Source organism: Sediminibacterium sp. KACHI17, from assembly GCF_040362915.1.
Classification (GTDB): domain Bacteria; phylum Bacteroidota; class Bacteroidia; order Chitinophagales; family Chitinophagaceae; genus Sediminibacterium.
This window is the reverse complement of sequence record NZ_AP029612.1, coordinates 1,272,111-1,297,524: the sequence shown is the minus strand read 5'-3', so window position 1 is coordinate 1,297,524 and position 25,414 is coordinate 1,272,111. Positions and strand designations below refer to the sequence as shown.

Sequence of the window (25,414 nt, the reverse complement as noted above, 5' to 3'; positions counted from 1 at the left end):
CGATCAGAACTTAAATCCAAATGTCAACATCACCGAACCTCTAGATCCTCTTTGCTCAGCAAAAGTGTTGGGTTTATCATTGAGACGATATGCAAACTGTACATCACGATTAAATGCATGTGCATAGCTAAGGTCGATGAAGATACCTTTATCACGATACCCAATACCACCGGTAGCCAGGATGCGATTGGCTTTTAGTTCATCCTCTGCATATGGACTTCCGTAAAATGCACCACCCAAACGGAACATAACGGTATGAAATTTCAATTCACCCCCTAAGCGGAAATTGATGTTTCCTTTATATGTGTCTTTGATAACATCGTTTAAGAGGTTATAATAATTTACAAGTGCCTGATCATTCTTGTCTTCTGCTGAAAATCTTGAACCACGATAGTTCACATATTCCAGATCTGCACTGATGAATGCTCTTTGTCTGCGTGTATCCTTGATCTCTCTGAATACATAGCTGGCACTTACAATGGCTCTCCAGGGTGTAACCAGATTGTAGTTGCTGTTGCCTGGATTACCGCTATTCAGGTTATCGCTATTCTCTGAACGTATACCGGCATAGCTTTCTGTATTGGCTGTCATAGAAGCACGCACCCTGTCTTTAAAAGTGATGAACTGTGGCGTGTGAAACGCAAAACCAATTCTCCAGTGCTCTTTGGGTTTATAAATGGTACCAATTTTGGCTCCAATACCTAAACCCTGGGACGTAAAATTTTCACGAAATTCAAAACTGCTAAACTGATTATTAGGATCGTTGGTTGCATCTGTTTCACGGTAAACAAGGTCGCGTGAATAGCTGATCACGGGGATGGTAAGACTACCACCAACATACATTTTATCTTCCATATTACCTGCCACACCAAGTGCGATCTCATGGTATCCGCCTCTTGTCGTAGCATCATAAGATTGATTTACGCCGGTTGAGATCGGAACCAAACTCTGATAACCGATGAAGTTACCACTGGCATTATTCGCTGTATCCACTAAGAAGGTCCTGAAAGCCAGAGAAGAACCGAAAATGTAGTTGCTCAATGCTGCATTGGTATCGGCAAGATCACGCGTCAGTTCTTCGAGATATTGTTCTGAGAAAGAACTCATGTTATTGAATCCCTTGAACTGTATTCTGTTGTTATAACTAGCCAGTTGATTTACAGAGAGGGCAAAGGCACTACTGGTCCATTTACTTTTTCTGTTAGTACCGGTGCTTAAAATGATACCGGAAGCACCATACCCAAAATTATTTTTGTTATTGAGTGTATCCGTACCGCGGTACTTGAATTTATTATTGTTCAATAAAAATCCTGGAGATAAAACAAATTCATTGGTTTTGAATAATCCAATACCTGCAGGGTTTACGTGGTTGGCTGTGATTTCGCCTCCTAATGAACCCATCACACCACCTGTTGCAATGTTTCTGGCAGAACCATTCTGTGTGAACCATGCAGTTCTTAATGAGTAATCAGGATTTTGTGCTGATGCAAACAATGTTATCATCAGCGTCAGGGATAGTAAATATATTTTCATGTTATAATCTGTTTGGGTATAGGTTTAGTATTAGGTGAGTTGCACCTGATGTTTGTTATTGCCCTAAGAATAAATGTTAATTACCTCTTCCTCCTCGACCGGAAGTAGCGCTACTACCTGAACTTTTCACACCGCCGCTATTACCCCCTGCAGAACTACTTGGAGTTGCAGATGAGCCATTGCTGTTTGAGAAACTCCTTACAGGTCTGTCGAAACTAGAACCTAAATCTGAGTTTGCTGGACTGCTGGTGAATACACGTTTCAATAAACTTCCAAAACTGGATGAGCCATTGTTAGTATTCATGTATGATCCTGTTTTGGCATTATAGTATCTGCCATTGGTATTACTGAATCCTTTGGTATTGCGGTAAGCAGAAAGATTGCTTCCTGAAGTTCGTCCACCTGAGTAGAATTTAGGTGATGCATAAGCTATTACAGTATACATTGGATTGTTCCATCCCCATCCAAATCCAAATCCCGGCTGCATTCTCCAGAAGCCATAGTTGAAAGAAGGATTCCATGGATTGTTCCAGGTATAAAAACTATTCCAATTACTAAAGCCATTGTATCTGCCAAAGTCATATCGGCTATCGTGCCAATAATCAAAATCATCGATGCCTGACCAACGATTTCTGTTCGCTACTTTCATACGCAGGTAGCGGTCATCCTGGCTGCTGAGATATTCTTCATAGCGTTCCTGCTGCTCTTTAACCTTCTCTTCTTCACGCTTATTGCCGCCATCTCTGCCGGGTGAATAATAAACATCATCAGGGGTTTGTCCACTCTGATAAGCTGTCGAACATCCCGAAAGGAGTCCGATGGTGAGTAATGAGCCAAGTAGCATTCTTTTCATAACATCGGTATTGAGAAGGTTATATAATGCGAAGTTACATACATTTGCGCTGTTGCAGACTTCGTGTAAATAGCGGCAATTAGTTTGCCAACTAACAACTGTAAGCAATCTATTTTGTTAAGAGAACTATAAATTATTATGAGTAAGGAAATCACTTCCCGGGCGCAAGACTATTCTCAGTGGTATAATGACCTGATTATTAAAGGCGGATTGGCAGATTATAGTGCCGTTAGGGGTTGTATGGTCATCAAACCATATGGCTTTGCACTTTGGGAGAATATGCGTGATGTTATGGATCGTATGTTCAAGGAAACGGGTCATCAGAATGCGTATTTCCCACTCTTTATTCCCAAAAGTTTATTTGAAGCTGAAGAAAAGAATGCAGAGGGTTTTGCAAAGGAATGTGCGGTTGTTACCCACTATCGTTTGAAAACAGATCCTGCTAATAAAGGAAAGCTGATCGTAGATCCTGAAGCTAAGCTGGAGGAAGAACTGGTCGTTCGTCCAACCAGTGAAGCTATTATCTGGAATACTTATAAAACATGGATTCAATCTTACCGTGATCTTCCCATTCTGGTGAACCAATGGGCGAATGTGGTGAGATGGGAAATGAGGACTCGTTTATTTCTTCGTACAGCAGAATTTCTGTGGCAAGAGGGACATACGGCTCATGCCACAAAAGAAGAAGCTGTTGAGGAAACAGTAAAAATGCTGAATGTATATGCCGATTTCGTAGAAAATTGGATGGCTGTTCCTGTGATCAAGGGTGTGAAAACCCCGAATGAACGTTTTGCAGGAGCAGAAGATACTTATTGTATTGAAGCTATGATGCAAGATGGGAAGGCATTACAGGCTGGTACCTCTCATTTTCTTGGTCAGAATTTCGCAAAAGCATTTGATGTAAAATTCAGTGATAAGAACAATAAACTGGAATATGTGTGGGCTACCAGTTGGGGTGTGAGTACCCGTTTAATTGGTGCCTTGGTGATGGCGCACAGTGATGATAGTGGCTTGGTTTTACCGCCACGCATTGCACCATTACAGGTGGTGATCGTTCCAATTTTTAAAGGAGAGGAGCAGAAAGCACAGATCGATGCACGTGTACATCAGTTGATGAAAGAACTCAAGGCCTTAGGGATTTCTGTTAAGTATGATGATAGTGATAATTCCAGACCAGGATGGAAATTTGCAGAATATGAATTGAAAGGGGTTCCTGTTCGCGTGGCAATCGGCGCTCGCGATCTTGAAAACAATGTAGCAGAGATAGCAAGAAGAGATACCAAGGAAAAGAATACGGTTTCTTTGGAAGGACTTTCAAACTATATTCAAAATCTGTTAGAAGAGATCCAGCAAAATATTTATAACAGAGCAAAGCAATTTCGTGATGAACATATTACTCCTGCGAATAGTTGGGATGAATTTGTACAATTGCTGGATACCAAAGGTGGATTTATTGCTGCTCATTGGGATGGTACCGCTGAAACAGAGGATAAGATCAAAGAATTGACCAAGGCTACGATCCGTTGTATCCCATTGGATAATCAACCTGAAGCAGGTGTTTGTATACTCACCGGAAAACCATCGGCACAAAGGGTTTTATTTGCAAGAGCATACTAGTATTCACGGCATTCGTGCAAATAAATCAATCCGCTGATGCGACAAAAAGAAATACATCCTGCATTACAACCTTATCTTGATGGTAAAGTAATTCTGATAGATAAGCCATTGGAATGGACTTCTTTTGATGCCGTAAAAAAAGTGCGTATCCTCACGCGCATTTCAAAAGTTGGGCATGCGGGTACCCTAGATCCACTGGCCACAGGTTTATTGATCATATGTACCGGAAAATTCACGAAGAAGATCAATGAATATATGGGGATGGAAAAAGAGTACACCGGAACATTTACGCTCGGTGCTACAACTCCGACCTATGATCTGGAATCAACTCCTGAAAATCTGAAAGACATCAGCCATCTAACAGCGGAACAAATAAATAATGCCACAGCATTATTTACAGGTCCTATCATGCAGGTTCCACCTGCGCATTCCGCCATAAAAAAAGATGGGAAACCGGTATACCTGGCAGCACGAAAAGGAGAGAATGTTGTTTTAGAACCTCGACCTGTTACGATTCATCAGTTCGTGATCGAAAAAATAGAGTTACCCATCCTGCACTTTCGCGTTGTATGTTCAACAGGTACATATATCAGGAGTTTGGCAAATGATTTTGGCGCCGCTTTAGGAGTAGGTGGCTATATGAGTAGTTTGCGTAGAACCAGAATCGGGATCTTTTCTGTGGAAGATGCACTCAGTCTTGATGCTTTTGAACAAGAGATCGCAACACTCAAACAGCAATCAGAAGGGAAGACCAATACCGAACTGTAACGCCATATTATTGATCTTGAGTCCGGAAGGTCTCGTCTCCGACCATACAAAATCTTTAATGCTCATCCAACCACCATTACTATTTCTAGCAGGGTCTTTTACCCGATAAGCAAAATCAAATCGTATCAGAAAATAAGAGAAGTCGAACCTGAGTCCTGTACCTACACCAATGGCAAGATCACGAGCCAGATTACTGAAAGAGAATTTTGAATCAGGATCCTGATTGTTTCTTTTGATGTTCCAGATATTGCCAATGTCTGCAAAAAAGGCACTGCCCACTTTGAACGATCCCAATGACAATAGTGTGAAACGATATTCGATATTACTCTCCAATTGAATATCTCCAAAACGATCACGATAGGAACTGTTTACGGTATCACTGAAAATAGAACTACCCAGTCCTAATTGTCTAAGCCCCCATGCACGCATGCTGTAAGGTCCACCAGCAATGAACTGTTTGAAGAATGGTAATGTTCTTCCGATACGTGGATCATTGCCATAATTATATCCTACACCTGCAAATGCTCGATAGGCTAATTCAGATTTATCATAACGGGTCACAGAACGATATTCTGTTTCGGTTTTGATATAGCGGTAAATGTTATTTTTTAACCCGGGTAATAGTCCAAATAATCCACCGGCTTCTTCTATACCGACTCTGAAATAGTGACTTCTGTTTCTGTTAACTCTACTGGTACCTGTGCGGATGAAAGATAAACTTTGACTAACAATATTTCCTTCATTGAAGGATGCTTGGAGGAATGGATTTTTTTGAATCAGAGTGTCCAATCCGGCCAATCGGGTAATACCATACAATTCAACATTCAAAGGCTTATACAGCCATAGATGATCACCATTTCTTTTTCTGCTTCTCCACTCATAACCAATACTGGCAGTAAAGGAATTTACTTTGTAAAAATTTCTTCGATCAATATAAGAGCTATTAAGGGTCAGTAAGGTCTTTTTATTTTCTATTTTTTTTGAAGTACCCCAATTACGAAAAGGAGTGAGGATACGTGGAAAAGCATAAGTATGACTTGCGCTAACCAAGAATGTCTGCAAGAGTGGATTGTTGGCCTGATTGAGTAAGTTCAGTTCAACACCAGTTCTCAGTACTGTTTGTTGCTGTATGGCTTGTCTCCATCTGTTTTTATTGTTATAACTAAGATTCATGGAAATACCGAGTGTATTACCCGTTATGACATCTCCTGAATTTCGACTGCCTTCCAGTTCCGCTGCTACCGATTGTTTGATGGCGGGTACCATGAATAAATGAACATCCAGCGAGTCTTTGTCTCGAGGTTCTAGAATGGCATCTACCTGTTGCCAGGCACCCAATTGTCCAAGGGTATTGATGGTTTTGAAGTAGTCAGCCTCATTATATTTATCTCCTCTTTTGAAGTACGTATGTTCACGCATAGGTCTGAAGCGAAACAATCCTTGCTTGTATTTAACGATGCCACTTCTAAAAGTATCTACAAGGAAATCAGTTTTTCTCTTTACACTATCAGGAATATCATACAGATTGGTTTCAGGATAATAATAAATGTTACCGAAACTGAATTGTTTCAATCCTGTTGAATCAATCTGATTGTTTGTGCTCGTGATGGTGATATCCCAACTGGGATTTTCATTTCTTTTCTTTGCTGCATCAGCAATCAGTTGTGCTTGTTTGAAAGGATCCAATGTTAATTGTAACAGTTCGCTATCCAATGTATCAACAATTGCTCTCAAGCCATCTCTGCTAAAATTGTAGTATCCATTTTGGCGAAATAAATTTGTAAGCCTGTCTAATTCATCACTGATCACTTGTTTGGTATACCGCCCGCCTTTTTTTAAAAGGCTTTTTGAAATTTCAGCGTCAACCAACTTTTTTAATCCAGAATCTTGAAAATTATAGGAAACAGAATCGATCGTTATGTTCTTTCCTGTAGTAATGTCCATTATGACATTTGTTCGTAATTGACTTTTAACTGTGTCAATAAAAACAGAATCCTTGAAATTTGAATAGAAATAACCCTGACTATTCAGGTAGGCTTTCATGAAGTTGATCGAACGATCGATATTGCTGCTATCGAATACCGGTGGCTTTTTAAGTAAATAGCCTACCAGATATCGCTGCACTAATCTGACTTGCAGACTATCATCCCAATAATTCTCTAGTTCATAAGTTAATCGTTTTTTCTCATCTTTGGGAAGGTCATTGACGATATTGATCTTGTTGCTATAGACAAAAGGTTTATTTGTGGGGTAGTCTCTAACTGTGGTACGTTGCTGAACGGAACAGGAATTGAGCAGGATCATTAACAATACAGTCAAGATGCCATATTCTAAAACAACTCTTTTTCCGATCAAAAGCATAATCAATGTTAAGCAAGAATGAACTCAAATATATTCAATCTTTGTGCCACAAAAAACAAAGAACGGCTGAGCGGTTATTTATTGTGGAAGGGGTGAAATTGGTTCAGGAGCTGATCAGTGCAGGTTATCCTATTCGGAATATCTATGCAACTGACCAATGGGCAATACCTGCGGGCAATTATGATGTCACCCGAATTTCAGAACAGGAATTGGAAAAGATCAGTACCCTGCAAACGCCCAATCAGGTGCTCGCCATCGCTCAACAACAAGAACCTTCTGATGAGCCTCAATGGAATCATAAACTCACACTGGTACTGGATGGTATACAAGATCCGGGCAATATGGGTACAATTATCCGCATAGCAGACTGGTTTGGGATCGATCAGATCATTGCCAGTCAGGATACAGTGGAGTTGTACAATCCGAAAGTCATTCAGTCAACCATGGGAAGTTTTATGCGTGTGAAAGTATGGTACCGTGATCTCGCACCTTTATTGGGTCAGATAGCAGTACCTGTATACGGCGCTTTTCTCGATGGAAAATCAATGTATGAAGTACCGCCACCTGATACAGGCGTGTTGGTTATTGGCAATGAGTCTAAAGGGATCAGGGATACGTTACAATCTTTGATCAATCATCGTATCACTATACCCAGGATCGGACAGGCGGAATCTTTGAATGCTGCGGTGGCATTGGGTATCTTATTGTCACAATTCAGAAGACCTCATTAATTATCTGAACTGAATGGCTTTCACCGGATTGAGTTTGCGGATCAAAAGTGAAGGGATGATCAGTGAAGCATAACATACGATCGCAGTGCCCGCACTAATTGCCAAAACCTGCCACCATATAATGATCATAGGTGCTTCGCGGACATAGTATGAAGTTTCGTCTAATTTGATGAATCCTGTTTGCTGTTGTAGTAAACAGATCCCAATACCTAATAACAACCCCAGGACAATACCCATTACTGTGATCACTGATGCGTGATAGAGAAATATTTTTTGGATGGTCCAGTTATTTGCACCCAATCCTTTCAAAATACCTACCATTCTGGTTCTTTCCAAAATGAGAATGAGTAAACAAGTGATCAGATTAATAATAGCTACTGCAGACATTACAATAAAGATCACATCCCGGTTTACATCCTGAATACTTAACCAATCGAATATATTCGGATAGACATCGCGGATGGTTCTGCTCATCCAGGTTGGAGGTAACTGATCTGATAGCTGCTGATTCACAGAATCCATTTTTGTATAATCATTTACAAAAATTTCATAACCACCAATTTGATCATCATTCCATTCATTAATACGTCTGATCAACCTGATATCTCCGATTACAAACAACTTATCATATTCTTCAATACCTGTGTTATAGATGCCGGTCACTTGCAGCTTACGATAGGTGCGACTATCATCAATTGAAGAAACGAAATGTACTTTTAAAGTATCATTCAATCCAATATTCAACTGATCAGCTAAAGCTTTTGAAACAATGATTTGTTTGCTGTAATTACTGTCTTGAAACTGAAGCCAATTTCCTCCGGTAAAAAATGATTTTAGATCAGAGCTGTCATAGCCTGCATCAATTCCTTTCAATAGTACACCCTCGATCTCACCTTTGGATTCAATAACTGCTGATTTTGTAGCAAAAGCCTGTATGCGAGAGATCTGGTCATTCAACCGAATGGTACGGGTTATACTGCTATCATATGTAAAGGGGGTTTCTTCTGCAATGAGTGATTTGCCTGATTCATATTGTTGTACTCTGATATGTCCCCAAAAACTGAAAATCTTCGAAGCAACTGTTTGTTGAAACCCATTTACAAAAGCGAGGGTAATGATCATAGCAGCAACGCTCAGTGTTGTAGCGGCAACTGATAAACGTATAATGAACCTCGAAAAAGACTTCTGTCGGTTAAATGCAATCCGTTTCGCTATGTCAAATGCAAATCCCAATGGCATGATTTTGGTAAAAATACGAATGGCAGAGCAATCCGGCATGTTTAGATGCTGCTAATAAAAGTCTTTGTATTATTACATTATCATCTTCTTACATGAAACAACGATTTTTTTTATTCTTTCTCCTTTTCAGTACTTATCATGTATCTGCTCAGCGTGAGCCTGACCGCATTTATATGGAGGGGATACAGTCTGTCAAACTCTTTCAGCAAAATGATCAGCAATCTGTTCCTCTCATTCGTTTGGGTAGCAGTGATCTGTTGGAATTGCATTTTGATGATCTCAGTGGTACTGTACGAAACTTCTTTTATACCTATGAATTGTGTAATGCTGATTGGAAACCGGCTTTATTGAATCCATTTGATTATCTGAAAGGGTTTACACAGAATCGTTTAACACAGTATCGGATGTCTTCCATTGCGATGACCAAATACATGCATTACCAGGCATTGCTTCCGGAAAGAAACTGTTTGCCTATAAAAAGCGGTAATTATCTGTTAAAGGTGTTTCTGAATGGAGATACTTCTAAATTGGCATTTACCAAAAGGATCATGGTCGTAGATGACAGGGTCAATATCGGAGCCAGAATATCTCAGCCCTTTAATAGTTCGCAGATCCGAACGCATCAGAAAATACAAGTAACTGTTGGAACGAAAGATCTGAATATCATGAGTCCGCAGCAGCAAACCAGATTGGTGATCATACAAAACAATAGATGGAGTGATGCTACTTATAATTCACAACCGAGTTTTATTCGTGGAAATGCATTGGAATATAATGGAGAGCAGGATGCTGTTTTCCCTGCAGGTAAAGAATTCCGGTGGGCAGACCTCAGGAGTTTTCGCTTTGAAAGTGATAGGGTAGAAAGGGTTGATCGTACTGAATTTCCGCATCACATTTACATACGACCCGACTTGCAAAGAAATGATCTGCGGTATGCTTTTTTCAATGACCGCAATGGATGGAATGAAATATCTACGACTGAATCCATTAACCCATGGTGGCAAGGTGATTATGCGAAAGTAGAGTTCACACTGGTACCATCCGGAGGAAAGCCATATGTTGGAAAAGATGTTTTCCTGGTTGGTGAGATGACCGGAAACCAGGCAGGTGATAGTTCCCGAATGGAATTTGATACCGAAAAAGCGGTCTATAAAAAAACACTCTTTTTAAAACAAGGCTATTACAGCTACCAATACCTGACCAAGGATATCAGGGATCGTCTTGCAAAAGCAGACCCTTCACTAACAGAAGGGAATTATTGGGAAACGGAAAATGAATACCTTATCCTGTTTTATTTTAGACCATTCAATGGGCGGCATGATGAATTACTTGGTGTAACCAGACTTAATTCGCGAAATTTTGGCAATGGCTTCTGAGGATCGGTGTATTGATTCAAAAAATTAGGGAAAATAGGTCTCAACCCTTACTTTTGCACCGGCAGGTCTTACACGACCAGCTCCTGCTGAACCTCCCCAGGGCAGGAATGCAGCAAGGATAGGCGGTTGTAGCGGTGCGATGTGAGTAGCCTGCCATTTTTTCTTTCTCCCCGAAGTGATCACTGAGGGGTTTAATACAAACTATATGAAATTTTTCATCGACACCGGTAATCTTGCGCAAATCAAAGAAGCCAATGATTTAGGGATCTTAGATGGCGTTACTACCAATCCTTCCTTAATGGCCAAAGAAGGCGTAAAGGGAGAGGAGGCGATTGCCAATCATTACAAAACCATTTGCGAATTGGTGGATGGAGATGTGAGTGCAGAAGTATTATCTACTGATTTTGCTACGATGGTAGAAGAAGGTAAGAAACTGGCTGCTATTCACCCGAATATTGTTGTAAAGGTGCCGATGATCAAAGACGGTGTAAAAGCCATCAAATGGTTTACTGATAATGGTATCCGTACCAATTGTACATTAGTATTCTCTGCCGGACAAGCTATCTTGGCTGCTAAAGCAGGCGCTACTTATGTATCACCTTTTATTGGTCGTGTTGATGATAGTGGTTGGGATGGTATGGATTTGATCGGTCAGATCCGTCATATTTACGACATTCAAGGATTTAAAACTGAGATCCTCGCAGCATCTATTCGCAATGCTTTACATATCACTAAAGCAGCGGAATTGGGTGCAGATGTTTGTACTTGTCCATTGGATTCTATCCTCGGTCTGTTGAAACATCCGCTGACCGATATCGGATTGGCCAAATTTTTGGAAGATGCTAAGAAAATGTAATTGAATAGTTGATATTAGTGAAAAGCCATCCGCCTTAAACGGATGGCTTTTTTTTGGAGAAGTCTTTTATAGTGTAATGACTGTTTGTGTTTCATGACTGTGCATGGCTGCTTCGAGTAGCTGCATTACATGGATACCTTCATTCGCTGTTACAGGCGCAGTTGTGTGATGAATTATTGACTGATAAATTCGATCATAATAAATACCATAATTACCAGTTAGGGTTCTCACTTTTTCTTCATGATCTTTCCCATCGATCATAGTATATATCGATCCATCAGCAGTTTCCGGTTCTATTCCCCAATCAGCACTGCCGGGTTGTTTACCCGCAATAAGATCTGCTTCTTGAACATCACCACGATTTTTTATAAAAGATCCTTTGCTACCATGTAGTATGAAAGAAGGAATCGGCTTTTTTACCAATAAACTCGATATCAATCGAACCCTTAATGATGGATAGTATAATAGCAAATCAAAATAATCATCTACCAAAGAATCCGGCCGAAGTATTCTGATATCGGCGAAAATTTTTTCAGGCTTTCCAAATAACACCAATGCCTGATCGATCAAATGAGGCCCCAGATCATTCAACAGGCCTGCTCCCGGACCAGGTTGCTCCTTATGTGTTTTATTACCGATGGTATTTTTGAAACGATCAAAACGGAAGGATACTTCTTTGAGTTCTCCTAAAACGCCATCTTGTATGATCTTTTGTACAGTTTGGAAATCGCTGTCCCATCTTCTGTTCTGATACACCGATAATAGTAATTTTTTTTCTTTCGCTAATGCAGCAAGTGATTGTGCTTCTGTTGTTGTTGTGGTAAATGCTTTTTCAACTATGACTGATTTTCCTGCCTCTAACGCTTTTTTGGCATATTCATAATGTGTATGAGTAGGTGTATTGACTACGATCAACTCAATACTATCATCTTCTAACAATGCTTCCAGTGATCTGACTATTTTGATCGTAGGATATATTGCTGCAGATTCAGACTTGGAGCGCTCCCAAACCGCGTAAAGTTCAAATCCGGCATGTTGATCAAGAAAAGGGGCATGGAATACTTTTCCTGACATTCCAAAAGACAATAAGGCAACTCTTATTTTTTTCATGATAGTATCTTTAATCGAACTTGTTGATCTGTCAAATTTCTGTATGGTTCTAAAAGTTCAACAAGATTCGAACAGTTGTCAATATAAAGTGTTTCAGTGTTTTCTTTTAAAAATTCTTATTTTGTTGGTGTGCAAACAAGCGAGTAACAAATGAAGATATTGTTGATTGAAGATGAAGCTGCCGTTATTTCATTGATTGAGAGAGGGTTGAAGGAGATCGGTTTTGAGGTGAGTGTAGCAATGGATGGCCATACCGGACTGCAGATGGTACGAAACCATGATTTTAACATGGTGATTTTGGATATCATGCTTCCCGGTGTAAATGGTATTCAGGTGTGTAAGGAGATGCGATCTCAGGGTATTTCCATCCCTGTACTGATGTTGACGGCATTGGGTAGTACGGAAAATATTGTCACCGGTCTTGACAGCGGTGCAGATGACTATATGGTAAAGCCTTTTAAGATCACAGAACTGGTAGCAAGGGTGAATGCTTTAGGAAGACGCATGACGCGAAACACCACTGTACCGGATACGCATATCTTAAAAATATCGGACCTGCGGTTGGATACAGATGCCAAAACAGCTTTCAGAGGTGACGAAGCTATTTCTTTGACTTCTACGGAATACAAGTTATTAGAGTTCTTCATGAAAAATCAATCCAGGGTATTGTCTAGGATGGAGATACTGGAAAATGTATGGGATATTGATTTCAATATGGGTACGAATGTTGTAGATGTATACGTCAATTATCTCCGTAAGAAGATCGATAAAAACAAAAATGATAAACTCATACATACTATGATTGGTATGGGTTACATGATGAAAGAAACAGCTTCATGAACATCCGTAATAAGATCACCACCTTATTTACTTTACTTACTGGTGTCATTATCTTGATGCTGAGTGTTTTTATTTATCACTTCTCAAAACGTTCTATTGATCGTGAATTTTTTCATCGCCTGACCGTTAGGGGAGGTATTGCAGCACAAGCGCATTATGAAGAAGGAATTCTCGGACCTGTCGTGTATAATGAGATCCGTCAAAAACACTTACAACGGTTACCGGATGAGAAGGAATACTTCTTTGATAAGATCCCTGATTCCTTATTTCTATCCTCACATCATATAACGCTTCCTCCCAATTTTGAAGAGCAACTCAATGCGGGAAAAACCGTACAGTTCATACAGGGGTTGACTTATTACTCAGTGATCCCATACAAGTATAGCGGGAAGCGGTATATCGTGATGATGTCTGCACGTAATGATTATGGTGAAGAAGGATTACGGGATATGCGTCAAAACCTGATCCTGGGGATCATACTGGCCGTCATTATAGTATTCGTAGTAGGAATGCTTTTTTCTGCAGAGATCGTGAATCCTATTTCCAATATCATTCAGCGGGTAAAACGAATCAGTGTTACGAATCTGGATATGCGATTACCTGAGCAACCCATTAAAGGTGAGATCAGTGATCTTACACAAACCTTTAATGATATGCTCGATCGTTTAGAGACCTCTTTCGAGACCCAAAGAAATTTCGTGAATAAACTCTCTCATGAGCTGCGAACACCTCTTACAGCGATCCTTGGAGAAGCTGAATTGGCATTGAGTAAAGAAAGAGATCCCGGTGAGTATCGTGCTGCATTGGCAGTGATCGCCCGGGAAGCAGATCAACTGCATCATTTAACTACCAGCTTATTAGAGCTAGCACAAGCAGGTAATAGCGTTAAGGAAGAATTCATGGGATCGATCCGTTTAGACGAATTGATCTTATCGGTCAAAAAGATCATCGATTTTACAGATCCCGGAAATCATATACAGATCAATTTTGAAAGTTTGCCGGAAGACACTGAATACATCACCATTTTTGGGAATCAGAATTTATTGAAACTGGCGCTTACGAATGTGGTGCAAAATGCTTGTAAGTACTCGAACAATGATAAAGTAACGATCTCATTGCACGCGACCGATTCACAGTGTATTGTGGTGGTAGAAGACAGGGGAATCGGAATTCCTGAAAAAGAACTGCGTTATATTTTTGATCCATTCTTTAGGGCATCTAACACTTCAGCTTACAAAGGGTATGGGGTAGGTTTACCGCTTGCGCAGAAAATCATCCGCATACACCGGGGCGAGATTCGTTTTACATCCATGGAAGGCGCCGGCACCCGTGTTGAAATGCGGTTCCCTATTCGTTCATAACCCTATTTCCTTGTGCTTGGCACAGCTTGTAAAAAGTTGTTAGAACGGCATTAGAATTTCTTAGATTTTCTAATGCCACTCTTAAAGACTTCTAACGGTCTCTTAATATGTCTCTTAGACCGTCCCAATACTCCTCATGTAGGTTTGCAGGATGATACAGTATCATCTGTTATCATCACTCAAAAACTACAGGTATGAAAAAGATCATTATTCCAACCAGATGTACTGAGCATGCAGTTAATCTGTTCCGATTGGCTACAAGATTGTACAAATCGGAAAGTTTTTATTGCACTTTTTTGCAGGTGGTACCCATACCTGACAATGAGAGTGATTTGATGACTTTGAGCAGACAAGCACATGGCTACAAGTTTTCTCCTGAAGCACTTGAGTCTATCCGCAAGATCGAAGAAGAAAATCCGCAATCGGTTAAAGGATATAGTATCGACAGAATATTTGGTGATTCACCTGCTGTATTCAAGCAATACATTGATGAGTTTGGCTGTGATATTGCATTTTATTCAAGAGAAGAATGGTATGAGACAGGAAAGTCTACCGGATTGGATGTTTTTAGAATGTTGTGTCGCTCTCGTTGTACAGTGATGTATATCGCAAAATCTGATCTTGCTAATATCTCCGAAGAGTTGTTACAACCAGAAACAAGAGCATTCCATACCGCCAGAGAAATGTCAGAAGCAGTTTCATTACTGGATGCTCCCAACACAGAGCAGCAGCATGTTCCATCTTCATTGGTATATCAATTCAATGCAGTAGAAAAAAAGTTATCCAATTTTTCAGAAATGATGCAGTCGCAGAATATTCCTACTGTTAAGATGGGGACTTTGTCGAGCTACTTTATGCGCGAACAAAGACTGGAAAGAATTCTCATGCAGTCTAATATGTCTTTGCTATTGTTGACTATTTAGGGGGTTAACCAATAGTATATGGTCGATGGTCCATAGCCCATGGGTAAGATATGATACCATGGACTATGGACCATTGGCTATTTACACTCGTTTAAATTAGTTTCAATCCGTAATATCCGATCGCAGTAAATAATGCACAACGGGTAATTACACCGATACAGCACCAGATCAATAATTTTTGCAAAGGCACATTAAAGCCAACACCTACTCCGATACTAACGGGAGCTCCAACGGTCATGGTTCCGAAGAAACCCAATCCAATGATCCCATATTTATCCCATAGCGTATAGATCAATCCTGTCTTTGGTTTTTCCGGCTTGGGTTTACGGTATTTTGCAAGAAACTTTTTGATCTTATCTCCCAAAAATGTAGCAACAAAAACACCTACTAATCCGCCCGTCATGCTGGATAAAAAAATGGTCCATGCCGGTAGTCCAAATGCAAAACCCGCAGGTATGGCTGCATAAACTTCAAAGGTAGCCAGACCTGCAACAGTCAATATTTCCCAAATCATAGTTCTAAATAATAGATTTTCAATACAATGGGTGAAAATAAGTACAGTTACTGTTGCAACATTCATTTAAATGATAATTGTTTGTGAATGCTTTCATTTATGGGTTATCCCCTGATTATAAACAGTAGGCATTTGGGTTCTTGCGCAATACTTGCATTTGCGCAAACTGATGTCTATTTTGTTCAGTAAATTTTTTCCCCCTTAAAACGATTGCTTATGAACACCACAAAAATGTTGATTTCCGGCATCGCCGGAGGAGTTGTCGCCTTCTTTGCAGGATGGCTGATTTACGGAATGTTATTGATGGATTTTATGGCTGAGAACAGCGGTACAGCGACCGGTGTGATGCGCCCAGATGCTGAAATGGTATGGTGGGCACTGATACTCGGAAATATTTGTACAGGTATTCTGTACTCTTACATTTTCAATCGCTGGGCAAACATCAGTACCCTTTCAGCCGGACTTTCAGCAGGTGCTGTGCTTGGATTGATCATGGGAGCATCCTTTGATCTCACCATGTATGGAACCAGTAATATCATGGCTATGAAAGCAGTCTGGGTTGACATAGCCGCTGCAGCCGTCATGGGTGCTATTGTTGGCGGTGTTGTTGGTTGGGTCAATGGTATGGGTAAAAAAGCCTGATGTAAGAAAGTGATGCGTAATAAAAAAGCTCCGAATACATTCGGAGCTTTTTTTATTGTAAGAGCAGTTGATTATCCTGCCACTTGTTTGCGAATAATATTCAACGCACCACCGGCTTTAAACCATTCGATCTGTTGTTGATTATAGGTATGATTCACACTGATCTTGTCAACGCTTCCATCTGAATGATGTAATACAATGGTAAGCGGCTGACCCGGTGCAAAAGTGGTCAGTCCTTCAATGTCGATCGTATCATCTTCCTGAATCTTATCGTAATCATTTTTGTCATTGAAAGTCAATGCCAGCATACCTTGTTTCTTAAGGTTGGTTTCATGGATACGGGCAAATGATTTTACCAATATTGCACGAACACCTAAATGACGAGGTTCCATAGCCGCATGCTCTCTGGATGATCCTTCACCATAGTTTTCATCACCTACGACGATCGATCCAATACCTTTAGCTTTATAAGCACGCTGTGTAGCAGGCACCGGACCATATTCCCCTGTCAGTTGATTTTTTACCAGATCGGTCTTCTCATTGAAGAAATTCACAGCACCGATGAGCATGTTGTTACTGATGTTATCGAGGTGACCGCGGAACTTCAACCATGGACCCGCCATAGAGATATGGTCTGTGGTACATTTTCCTTTTGCTTTGATCAACAGCTTCAATCCTTTCAAATCTGTACCTTCCCAAGCAGCGAAAGGATCTAATAATTGCAAACGTTTTGATGCAGGATCCACGGCTACTTGTACAGCAGTTCCGTCAGCAGCAGGTGCCTGATAGCCGGCATCTTCTACTGCAAATCCACGTTGTGGTAATTCCTGTCCACTAGGCTCATCTAATTTTACTTGCTCACCTTTTTCATTGGTCAATGTATCCGTGATCGGATTAAAGGTCAGATCACCTGCAATCGCAAGTGCTGTTACCAATTCAGGTGAAGCAACAAACGCTAAAGTATTTGGGTTGCCATCAGCACGCTTGGCGAAGTTTCTGTTGAAAGAGTGAACGATGGTATTTCTCTCAGCTTTTTCAGCACCTACACGATCCCACATACCGATACAAGGTCCACATGCATTGGCGAAAACAGTTGCGCCGATCTCAGAGAAAATATCCAAAAATCCATCACGTTCAATTGTATAACGTACTTGCTCACTACCCGGAGTAATGGTGTATTGAGCTTTTGTTTTCAACCCTTTTTCTTTTACCTGACGGGCCAGACTTACCGCGCGACTGATATCTTCATAAGAACTGTTGGTACAGCTGCCGATCAAACCTACTTCTACTTTTGTAGGCCATCCGTTGGCTGCAGCCATTTCTTTCATTTTAGAAATAGGAGTAGCCAGATCCGGAGTGAAAGGACCGTTCAAATGTGGTTCTAGTTCACTCAGGTTGATCTCGATTACCTGATCGAAATATTTTTCAGGAGAAGCATATACTTCTGCATCTGCATTTAAGTAAGCTTTGATACCATCAGCCATTACAGCTACTTCTTCGCGACCGGTAGCTTTGAGGTAACGACTCATGCTATCATCATAACCGAAAGTAGAAGTAGTAGCACCTATTTCAGCACCCATATTACAAATGGTTCCTTTACCGGTACAGCTCATGGCTGTTGCACCTTCACCAAAGTATTCTACGATTGCTCCGGTACCACCTTTTACAGTGAGGATACCTGCCACTTTCAGAATAACATCTTTAGGGGCGGTCCATCCACTTAGTTTACCCGTAAGTTTCACGCCGATCAATTTTGGCCATTTCAATTCCCATGGTAAACCGGCCATCACATCACAGGCGTCAGCACCACCGACACCAATGGCGATCATACCCAAACCTCCGGCATTCACAGTATGAGAATCGGTTCCGATCATCATACCGCCGGGGAATGCATAGTTTTCAAGAACTACCTGGTGAATGATACCGGCTCCTGGTTTCCAGAAACCGATGCCGTATTTATTGGAAACAGAAGCAAGGAAGTCATATACTTCTTTACTTTCTGCGTTCGCTACTTCCAGATCTTTTTTAGCTTCTAATTTGGCAGTGATCAGGTGATCACAGTGTACAGTTGAGGGAACCGCTACTTTTGGACGACCAGCTTGCATAAACTGCAAGAGCGCCATTTGTGCAGTCGCATCCTGCATCGCAACACGGTCTGGTGCAAAATCAACATAGGATTTACCTCTTTCAAAATTACTGAGTTGCTGATCCTGATGCAGATGTGCAAAAAGGATTTTTTCAGACAGTGTCAAAGGGCGACCGAGCGCCTTGCGTGCAGCATCTACCTTAGCAGGCATCTCAGCATACACTTTCTTGATCATTTCAATGTCAAATGCCATGGGTCTACGATTTAAAGATGTATGATTTCTGATATCTGATTTGAAAACCTACTATGGAGAATTTCCAGAGAACAGTTGGTTCAAACAGATGTTTTATTGACTAAAATCTGCGCGAATTTACGGAAAAATAGGGTGGGGGCAAAGACTGAAATATATGCGTTATGATCTGTTTATTCAGGTATGTCATCCCTCACATACATTCTTAACCTTTTTTCACTAAAATTTGTCTAATTTGCCATACAAAGCCCCCTATTCAACTACCAGATATATGCAAAAGATCAGAGAATTTCTTGAAGTAAGGGCGTTTGGTGTTTGTACCGCTATTGGAGAAAAACTAGGTATCGCCAGCTCTCGTATCAGGATGTGGTTTATTTACATCTCTTTCTTGACCATGGGATCTCCGGTAATCATCTACATGATCCTTGCTTTTTGGATCAATATCAAGAATTATATCCTTGCCGGAAGAAGAAATCCGTTGCGCAATTGGTGAGAATTCAAGGAACAAGAATTATTACATAAGTAACACCTAAGCAATCCAGCACTGCTACTAGTGCTTCTTAAAATGTATGTGAAGTTTGTCCGTATTTCCTGTATTCTTTCTTGAATCCTGAGTCTTTATTCTTGACTCTTCCTATACTATTGCTTTTCTTAGGCGAACCAATTCCTGTAACAAAGGTTCTAAGCGATCGAGTTGTAACATATTGGCTCCGTCACTCTTCGCTATGGCAGGATTTGGATGTGTTTCTATGAAGAGACCATCTGCTCCGGCTGCAATAGCAGCTTTTGCAATGGTTCCAATTAGTTGAGGATTTCCGCCCGTTACTCCCGTTGTTTGGTTCGGTTGTTGTAAAGAATGTGTACAGTCCATGATCACAGGGCAACCGTGTTCTTGCATCCAGGGAATATTTCTATAGTCAACCACCAGATCCTGATAACCAAAAGTAGTTCCGCGTTCTGTTAGCATGACCTTATCATTACCTGCTAGTTTGATCTTATCTACTGCAAATTTCATGGACGGTCCACTGAGAAACTGTCCCTTCTTAACGTTCACGATCTTTCCAGTATCTGCTGCAGCTAACAGCAAATCTGTTTGTCTGCATAAGAAAGCAGGTATCTGCAGGATATCAATATATGGAGCAGCCATAGCAGCTTCATCATGCGCATGAATATCAGAAGTGGTAGGCAACTGATAAGTATCACCCACTTTTTTGATCAGTGATAAACCATTGTCATCACCAATACCGGTGAATGAACTGGCACTGGTTCTATTTGCCTTTCTATAACTGGCTTTAAAAACATAAGGGATGCCCAGATTTCTACAAATACCCGATACCTTTTCACCTATTTCCATCACCAATTCCTCACTCTCAACCACACATGGACCTGCGATCAGAAAAAAGTTATTGGCATCGTACTGTTGTGGCTTGAAAAGTTCTGAGAGATAAGCTGGGATCATGAATGTATTATTTGAGTAGCGAAATTAGGGATTTGTTGGGCAATAGTTGATAGTCCATGGTCCATAGACCATGGACTATCAACTATTGCCCTTTTTTCTCTTTCTTTGTTCCACTAAAAAACGATTGCATGTCTCCGCAAAAAGAAAAAATTCTCGTTATTGGGGCTTCGGGTCAGATCGGAGTTGAACTAACATTGGCGTTGCGTAAACTCTATGGGAATAACAATGTCATCGCTTCAGATCTTCGTGAACAAAATCCATTGTTAGAAGGTACTGGTCCGTACGTGAGTATGGATGTGATGAATAAAGAGATGTTACATGTGCAGGTGATTCGTCAAAATATTACACAGATCTATTTATTGGCGGCGATATTATCTGCGACAGGAGAAAAGAATCCGAACCTGGCATGGCATCTGAATATGCAGGGCTTATTAAATGTACTGGACATTGCACGGGAAGAAAAATTGACCAAAGTGTATTGGCCTAGTAGTATTGCAGTATTTGGTCCTACTTCTCCCAAACAAAATTGTCCGCAGCAAACCATTATAGAGCCTACTACTGTATATGGTATCAGTAAGTATGCCGGTGAGTTTTGGTGTAACTATTATTTCCAGCGATATGGAGTAGATGTTCGCAGTATTCGATACCCGGGTTTGATCAGTTATAAATCTGCTCCGGGTGGAGGTACCACTGATTATGCGGTAGAAATTTATCATGAGGCATTGGAGCACAAAAAATACCAATGCTTTCTTAAAGAAGATACTTATTTGCCCATGATGTATATGCCTGATGCGATCAGGGCTACACTTGAATTAATGGAAGCGCCTGCAGAAAAAATATCAGTTAGGACTTCTTATAATTTATCAGGTATGAGTTTTTCACCCAAAGAAATCGGTGCTGAAATCATTAAACATATTCCTGAGTTTAAGATGAGTTATGCGCCTGATTATAGACAACAGATCGCAGATAGTTGGCCTCAAAGTATTGATGATAGTGTTGCTACCCATGATTGGGGATGGAAGCCGGAGTTTGATTTGGCGAAAATGACCGATGATATGCTAAAAAATCTGAAGAAATAATTGGTATAAAAGCAACGAAATTGAACCAAACGGTATCTAATAATACGATGGCAGTGTAAAAGCTGCTGATCATTTACCGGGGGGTAAACACAATAAAAGAGCCGCAACATTTAGATTGCGGCTCTTCTTTTATACGTTCTTCGTATGTTTTTAGAATCTGAAACCTAGGTTAATGCCTAGTCCGCGAATACCAGCCCATGGTCCGTCTGATTGAATGCTAGCGCCAGTAGCTGTTACAGTAGCATTTTTAAATTTAAAAGGAGGGGCGTCGATATCATCCAACTCTTGTTTTAAAGCGTCACGCTCTTGTTGAGTAGAGAAGTTTCTGGTTATTGCAAGTGTTCCTTTGCTGCTGCCATAGTGACCTCCAATGATCCAAATATCGAGTGTCAATACTTTGAAGATTCTGTGTTGTGTACCAAACATGATACCACCACTTGTAGAAGTGATTTTACCTGTCATGGGTGCTTCTGTAGTAGTGTTACCACTTCCACTGTTGTAAGTATATTTAATTGGAGCCGTAATATCGAAAGATGCAAAACGCATGTATGGGGCTACATAAAAGCCTCTGAGATTGCCTTTGCCTAAATATAATCTCACTTCAGGCGTGAAAGCGGTATTCCCCATTTTGAATTCATTAAAATTGAAGTCGGCGCCATCCAATAAATTTTCAACAGTGCTTTTGAATGGAATGGTACTTTTTGCCATGGTTCTGAAGCCCAGCGAAGCAGATACACGACCTGTTAATTTACGCTCGTAAGTGATGTGAAAGTTTTTAGCTACCAGTGAGCTAACATTCAGTTTAAAAATATTCTTCCCGCTTAATACAGGAATCTGTGCTTCACTGATAAAAGGAATGCACAGTAAGAGAATGAGCAATTTTTTCATTTCAGTTTTGTTTTAGAGGTTTGGTTATAATACTGCCAGATCGGCAACAGTTTTGTTTTCCAATACTTTCAGGGTATTATCACGCACTTCAATCATCACCCTATTCAGACCGCATTTTCGCTCATTGCAGTCGTGACATTTTTCATAGAAATTGAGACTTACACAAGGTAGTAAGGCAATCGGTCCTTCGATCAATCGCATTACTGTTGCGAGAGGGATTTTATTAGGTTCTACATTAAAAAAGTATCCTCCACCTTTACCTTTCTTACTGTCCAACAAACCGGCCTTCTTAAGTTCCAGCAAAATGTTTTCAAGAAATTTTAAAGGGATCTTCTTTTTGCTAGCTATTTCTGCAATCAGAATCGGACCTTCTTTTTTGCGTTCTGCCATAAAGGTAAGGGCTTTGAACGCATATTGAGTTTTTTTAGATAACATGTGGCATCATTTTACAGGAGTCCTTTCCTTGATACAAATTATAAAAAAAACAGAATATTGTATGCTTTCATACAATGTATGGAACAGTTTACAGCCCTAATACATCTTTCATACTCCAAATGCCTTTATGTTTTGATGCATATTCTGCAGCTAGAACAGCGCCTCCGGCAAAGCCAGCCCGGTTATGGGCAGTATGGATGATTTCAATATCATCGATAGCAGAAGTATATTTTACCTTATGTGTTCCGGGTGCCGGATCTATTCGTTCGGAAACAATGGATAAAACGGAAGGATCAGTTGATAATTCATTCACCCATTTTTGCTTTTGGGGCATTGATGCCATTATTTGTTCAGCCAATGTGATAGCTGTTCCACTAGGAGCATCTTTTTTCTGTGTATGATGGATCTCTTCCATGAAGACATTGTAATCCGGATGTTGACTCATCAATTTGGCCAGTTGCTTATTCACTTCAAAAAAAAGGTTCACACCGATACTATAGTTGCTTGCATATACCAAGGTTCCATTTTTTGCTTCGCAATATTGTTTTGCTTCTTCATATCGGTCGAGCCAACCGGTTGAGCCGCACACAACAGGCAAACCCAATTCAAGACATTTCATGACATTGTCAAAAGCACTATGTGGACCTGTAAATTCAATGGCGACATCTGCTTTTGCTGCATTGGTCGCATTCAATTCATCTGCGTTATTGATATCTACCTTAAGGGAGATGGTATGTCCCTTCTTCACTGCAATTTCTTCAATGGCTTTACCCATTTTACCATATCCTACGAGAATGATATTCATGATGTGTGCTTTTGCAGCAAACTTATTTGTAAATCGGCAAGAAAAAAATTTTAATGAAGCTTGGTGTTAACGAACCTGCCTTGGTTTTTTATCAGGATTTTTCAGGCTCATGACCAATCCAAAACCCGGTGTTCTTGTTTGTGGGTTAAATGTAGGGCTGATTTGCATGGTCAGGTCATCGCTCACGTCGAATTCTTTCAAATGGGCGAATACCGTTGCATCTGCAACCTGTAGACCCCAGGCCAATACAAACCAAAGAATCGAATAATCCCTGTCACGACGAAAAGCATTCCGATAACTCTGTACGGAAGAGATACTTAGTCCGCGAAGTTGGGGATCGATTAATCTGTAATCTGTACTATCGGGTTGGGGGAGTTGAGCTTTGAACAAAGCTTCATATGCAAACTTTGTTTTTTTGTACATATTGTTGTTGTACACAAAAGCTACGCTTGGTATGGCTAATATGCCATATACTACCGGTATTTTCCAGTATTGTTTATTGTATGCTTGACCCCAGCCCGGTATTAACCAAGAGCGGTTGGTCGCTATTCTAGGAATATGTTTTTTCGCGACATTTTTTTTCTGTGTGCTGTCTTTTATGACAACGCTGGTATCCCGGCCTATCAATTGGGTATTCGCGAGTTGCTCTTTATCAGACTGTGCTGAAAGAGTCGATACAGTAAAACAAGTCAATAATGATAGTATGAATAATCGAAATACACTCATGTATTTATTAACTCACCGTTACATTCATGGCTTCGAGAATTTTATTCAGTTCTTCCAGTGAAAAATACTCGATGGTGATACTGCCATATCCCTTTTTGTTATGAACCATTTTCACTTTTGTAGCGAAATGTGATGCTAAGTTATCTTCAATCTTTTTGTAAGCGGGTGGCAGATCGGTTTTTGCAGAAGTTTTAACAGTATCCACTTTCTCTGCTTGATACATTTTTCTAACCAACTCTTCTGTTTGTCTCACACTCAAACCTTTCTGCTGGATTTCTTTATAAACAAAAAGTTGTTTATCAATGGTGTCAATGTTGATCAAAGCTCTGGCATGCCCCATGCTCAATTGTCCGCTGCGAACAGCCAACTGTATATCGGGTGGTAATTTTAATAAACGGATATAATTTGTTACGGTACTTCTTTCTTTACCCATTCTTTCCGCTACTTGCTCCTGTGTATAGCTTAACTCATCCATCATTCGTTTATAGCTCAATGCAATTTCAACGGCATTGAGATTTTCACGTTGTAAGTTTTCCAACAGTGCCAATTCCAATAACTGCTGATCATTGGCTTGACGAATATAAACGGGCACATCTTTGAGTCCTGCAATTTTTGCTGCACGGAAACGACGTTCACCTGCGATCAGTTGGTATTTATTATTGGCTAACTTGGAAACAGTTAAAGGTTGAATGATATCGTGGATTTTTAATGACTCCGCCAATTCATTCAAAGCTTGTTCGTCAAAATCACGTCTGGGCTGCTTGGGATTGATCTGAATATCACTCAAAGGAATTCTGTTGATCGTAGTTACTTGTTCTACGACATCCGTTTTCAAAGCGCCACTGGTAGTTTTCAGATCGGCATCAATATTCTGTAATAAAGAGCGAAGCCCTTTACCGATCAATTCTTTATTTTGTTTTGGGTTGGTCATGGTATTGATTTTTAGACCTTCGTCCATGGTC

24 protein-coding genes and 1 other RNA gene are annotated in these 25,414 nt (G+C 40.4%); 12 read left to right on the top strand and 13 right to left on the bottom strand.

The features are described from left to right. Positions 1 to 3 precede the first annotated feature (3 nt). Positions 4 to 1,533, bottom strand: coding sequence for a hypothetical protein (locus tag ABXG83_RS05645; protein WP_353550510.1), 1,530 nt, complete (start codon positions 1,531 to 1,533; stop codon positions 4 to 6). Between the two features lie 76 nt (positions 1,534 to 1,609). Next, on the bottom strand, positions 1,610 to 2,386 hold the full coding sequence (locus tag ABXG83_RS05640) for a hypothetical protein (RefSeq protein WP_353550509.1): 777 nt from the start codon (positions 2,384 to 2,386) through the stop codon (positions 1,610 to 1,612). Positions 2,387 to 2,524: 138 nt separating this feature from the next. On the opposite strand from ABXG83_RS05640, the gene proS reads away from it, so the two are divergent. Then, on the top strand, positions 2,525 to 4,003 hold the full coding sequence (gene proS, locus ABXG83_RS05635; RefSeq protein WP_353550508.1) for a proline--tRNA ligase: 1,479 nt from the start codon (positions 2,525 to 2,527) through the stop codon (positions 4,001 to 4,003). 36 nt (positions 4,004 to 4,039) lie between these two features. Continuing rightward, on the top strand, positions 4,040 to 4,771 hold the full coding sequence (truB, locus tag ABXG83_RS05630; RefSeq protein WP_353550507.1) for a tRNA pseudouridine(55) synthase TruB: 732 nt from the start codon (positions 4,040 to 4,042) through the stop codon (positions 4,769 to 4,771). Here the strand turns inward: truB and ABXG83_RS05625 are convergent. Further along, entirely contained in the window at positions 4,742 to 7,132 is a 2,391-nt protein-coding gene (locus ABXG83_RS05625) for a BamA/TamA family outer membrane protein (RefSeq protein WP_353550506.1), read from the bottom strand. The two genes, truB and ABXG83_RS05625, sit on opposite strands and share 30 nt — an antisense overlap. 5 nt (positions 7,133 to 7,137) lie before the next feature. Here ABXG83_RS05625 and ABXG83_RS05620 point away from each other — a divergent pair, with 5 nt between their 5' ends. Beyond that, positions 7,138 to 7,863 (top strand): RNA methyltransferase, encoded by a 726-nt coding sequence (locus ABXG83_RS05620; protein ID WP_353550505.1) that lies wholly within the window; start codon positions 7,138 to 7,140, stop codon positions 7,861 to 7,863. Here the strand turns inward: ABXG83_RS05620 and ABXG83_RS05615 are convergent, their stop codons facing one another. After that, complete coding sequence (locus ABXG83_RS05615; protein ID WP_353550504.1) at positions 7,864 to 9,141, bottom strand: FtsX-like permease family protein; 1,278 nt, start codon at positions 9,139 to 9,141, stop codon at positions 7,864 to 7,866. It lies immediately after the preceding gene. A gap of 53 nt (positions 9,142 to 9,194) precedes the next feature. Between ABXG83_RS05615 and ABXG83_RS05610 the strand changes: the two genes are divergently transcribed. The 3 genes from ABXG83_RS05610 to fsa all read left to right on the top strand — a co-directional run bounded on the left by ABXG83_RS05610 (position 9,195) and on the right by fsa (position 11,334). Next, complete coding sequence (locus ABXG83_RS05610; protein WP_353550503.1) at positions 9,195 to 10,478, top strand: DUF5103 domain-containing protein; 1,284 nt, start codon at positions 9,195 to 9,197, stop codon at positions 10,476 to 10,478. A gap of 59 nt (positions 10,479 to 10,537) precedes the next feature. After that, positions 10,538 to 10,637: signal recognition particle sRNA small type (ffs, locus tag ABXG83_RS05605), an RNA gene on the top strand. Positions 10,638 to 10,683: 46 nt separating this feature from the next. Continuing rightward, the gene (gene fsa, locus ABXG83_RS05600; protein ID WP_353550502.1) at positions 10,684 to 11,334 is read left to right on the top strand and encodes a fructose-6-phosphate aldolase; all 651 of its coding nucleotides are present in this window, start codon (positions 10,684 to 10,686) and stop codon (positions 11,332 to 11,334) included. Between the two features lie 66 nt (positions 11,335 to 11,400). On the opposite strand, the gene ABXG83_RS05595 is transcribed toward fsa, so the two are convergent. Continuing rightward, a complete protein-coding gene (locus ABXG83_RS05595; RefSeq protein WP_353550501.1) occupies positions 11,401 to 12,444 on the bottom strand; it encodes a Gfo/Idh/MocA family oxidoreductase in 1,044 nt (347 codons plus the stop codon). Positions 12,445 to 12,594: 150 nt separating this feature from the next. On the opposite strand from ABXG83_RS05595, the gene ABXG83_RS05590 reads away from it, so the two are divergent. The 3 genes from ABXG83_RS05590 to ABXG83_RS05580 all read left to right on the top strand — a co-directional run bounded on the left by ABXG83_RS05590 (position 12,595) and on the right by ABXG83_RS05580 (position 15,568). Further along, positions 12,595 to 13,284 (top strand): response regulator transcription factor, encoded by a 690-nt coding sequence (locus ABXG83_RS05590; protein WP_353550500.1) that lies wholly within the window; start codon positions 12,595 to 12,597, stop codon positions 13,282 to 13,284. After that, positions 13,281 to 14,645, top strand: a complete 1,365-nt coding sequence (locus ABXG83_RS05585) for an ATP-binding protein (RefSeq protein WP_353550499.1) — start codon at positions 13,281 to 13,283, stop codon at positions 14,643 to 14,645. The genes ABXG83_RS05590 and ABXG83_RS05585 overlap by 4 nt, the downstream gene beginning before the upstream one ends. Positions 14,646 to 14,839: 194 nt before the next feature. Then, positions 14,840 to 15,568 (top strand): hypothetical protein, encoded by a 729-nt coding sequence (locus tag ABXG83_RS05580; protein ID WP_353550498.1) that lies wholly within the window; start codon positions 14,840 to 14,842, stop codon positions 15,566 to 15,568. A 91-nt stretch (positions 15,569 to 15,659) separates the two neighbouring features. On the opposite strand, the gene ABXG83_RS05575 is transcribed toward ABXG83_RS05580, so the two are convergent. Beyond that, complete coding sequence (locus ABXG83_RS05575; RefSeq protein ID WP_353550497.1) at positions 15,660 to 16,082, bottom strand: hypothetical protein; 423 nt, start codon at positions 16,080 to 16,082, stop codon at positions 15,660 to 15,662. A 216-nt stretch (positions 16,083 to 16,298) separates the two neighbouring features. Here ABXG83_RS05575 and ABXG83_RS05570 point away from each other — a divergent pair, with 216 nt between their 5' ends. Further along, positions 16,299 to 16,724: a hypothetical protein gene (locus ABXG83_RS05570; RefSeq protein ID WP_353550496.1), complete on the top strand. Its 426-nt coding sequence runs from the start codon at positions 16,299 to 16,301 to the stop codon at positions 16,722 to 16,724. 71 nt (positions 16,725 to 16,795) lie between these two features. Here the strand turns inward: ABXG83_RS05570 and ABXG83_RS05565 are convergent, their stop codons facing one another. Further along, the gene (locus tag ABXG83_RS05565; protein ID WP_353550495.1) at positions 16,796 to 19,063 is read right to left on the bottom strand and encodes an aconitate hydratase; all 2,268 of its coding nucleotides are present in this window, start codon (positions 19,061 to 19,063) and stop codon (positions 16,796 to 16,798) included. 268 nt (positions 19,064 to 19,331) lie between these two features. Here ABXG83_RS05565 and ABXG83_RS05560 point away from each other — a divergent pair, with 268 nt between their 5' ends. Then, a complete protein-coding gene (locus ABXG83_RS05560; RefSeq protein ID WP_178886775.1) occupies positions 19,332 to 19,553 on the top strand; it encodes a PspC domain-containing protein in 222 nt (73 codons plus the stop codon). A gap of 141 nt (positions 19,554 to 19,694) precedes the next feature. Here ABXG83_RS05560 and kdsA read toward each other — a convergent pair whose 3' ends face one another. Beyond that, positions 19,695 to 20,519: a 3-deoxy-8-phosphooctulonate synthase gene (gene kdsA / locus ABXG83_RS05555; RefSeq protein ID WP_353550494.1), complete on the bottom strand. Its 825-nt coding sequence runs from the start codon at positions 20,517 to 20,519 to the stop codon at positions 19,695 to 19,697. A gap of 128 nt (positions 20,520 to 20,647) precedes the next feature. Here kdsA and ABXG83_RS05550 point away from each other — a divergent pair, with 128 nt between their 5' ends. After that, positions 20,648 to 21,598, top strand: a complete 951-nt coding sequence (locus ABXG83_RS05550; RefSeq protein WP_353550493.1) for an NAD-dependent epimerase/dehydratase family protein — start codon at positions 20,648 to 20,650, stop codon at positions 21,596 to 21,598. Positions 21,599 to 21,748: 150 nt separating this feature from the next. On the opposite strand, the gene ABXG83_RS05545 is transcribed toward ABXG83_RS05550, so the two are convergent. From ABXG83_RS05545 to ABXG83_RS05525, 5 genes are all read right to left on the bottom strand, one after another. Further along, positions 21,749 to 22,486, bottom strand: a complete 738-nt coding sequence (locus ABXG83_RS05545) for a hypothetical protein (protein ID WP_353550492.1) — start codon at positions 22,484 to 22,486, stop codon at positions 21,749 to 21,751. 24 nt (positions 22,487 to 22,510) lie between these two features. Then, positions 22,511 to 22,921, bottom strand: coding sequence for an Rrf2 family transcriptional regulator (locus tag ABXG83_RS05540; RefSeq protein WP_353550491.1), 411 nt, complete (start codon positions 22,919 to 22,921; stop codon positions 22,511 to 22,513). Between the two features lie 88 nt (positions 22,922 to 23,009). Further along, complete coding sequence (gene dapB, locus ABXG83_RS05535; RefSeq protein ID WP_353550490.1) at positions 23,010 to 23,726, bottom strand: 4-hydroxy-tetrahydrodipicolinate reductase; 717 nt, start codon at positions 23,724 to 23,726, stop codon at positions 23,010 to 23,012. 66 nt (positions 23,727 to 23,792) lie between these two features. Continuing rightward, complete coding sequence (locus ABXG83_RS05530) at positions 23,793 to 24,452, bottom strand: DUF5683 domain-containing protein (RefSeq protein WP_353550489.1); 660 nt, start codon at positions 24,450 to 24,452, stop codon at positions 23,793 to 23,795. A gap of 7 nt (positions 24,453 to 24,459) precedes the next feature. Then, positions 24,460 to 25,383: a ParB/RepB/Spo0J family partition protein gene (locus ABXG83_RS05525; RefSeq protein WP_353550488.1), complete on the bottom strand. Its 924-nt coding sequence runs from the start codon at positions 25,381 to 25,383 to the stop codon at positions 24,460 to 24,462. Between the last annotated feature and the right edge of the window lie 31 nt (positions 25,384 to 25,414).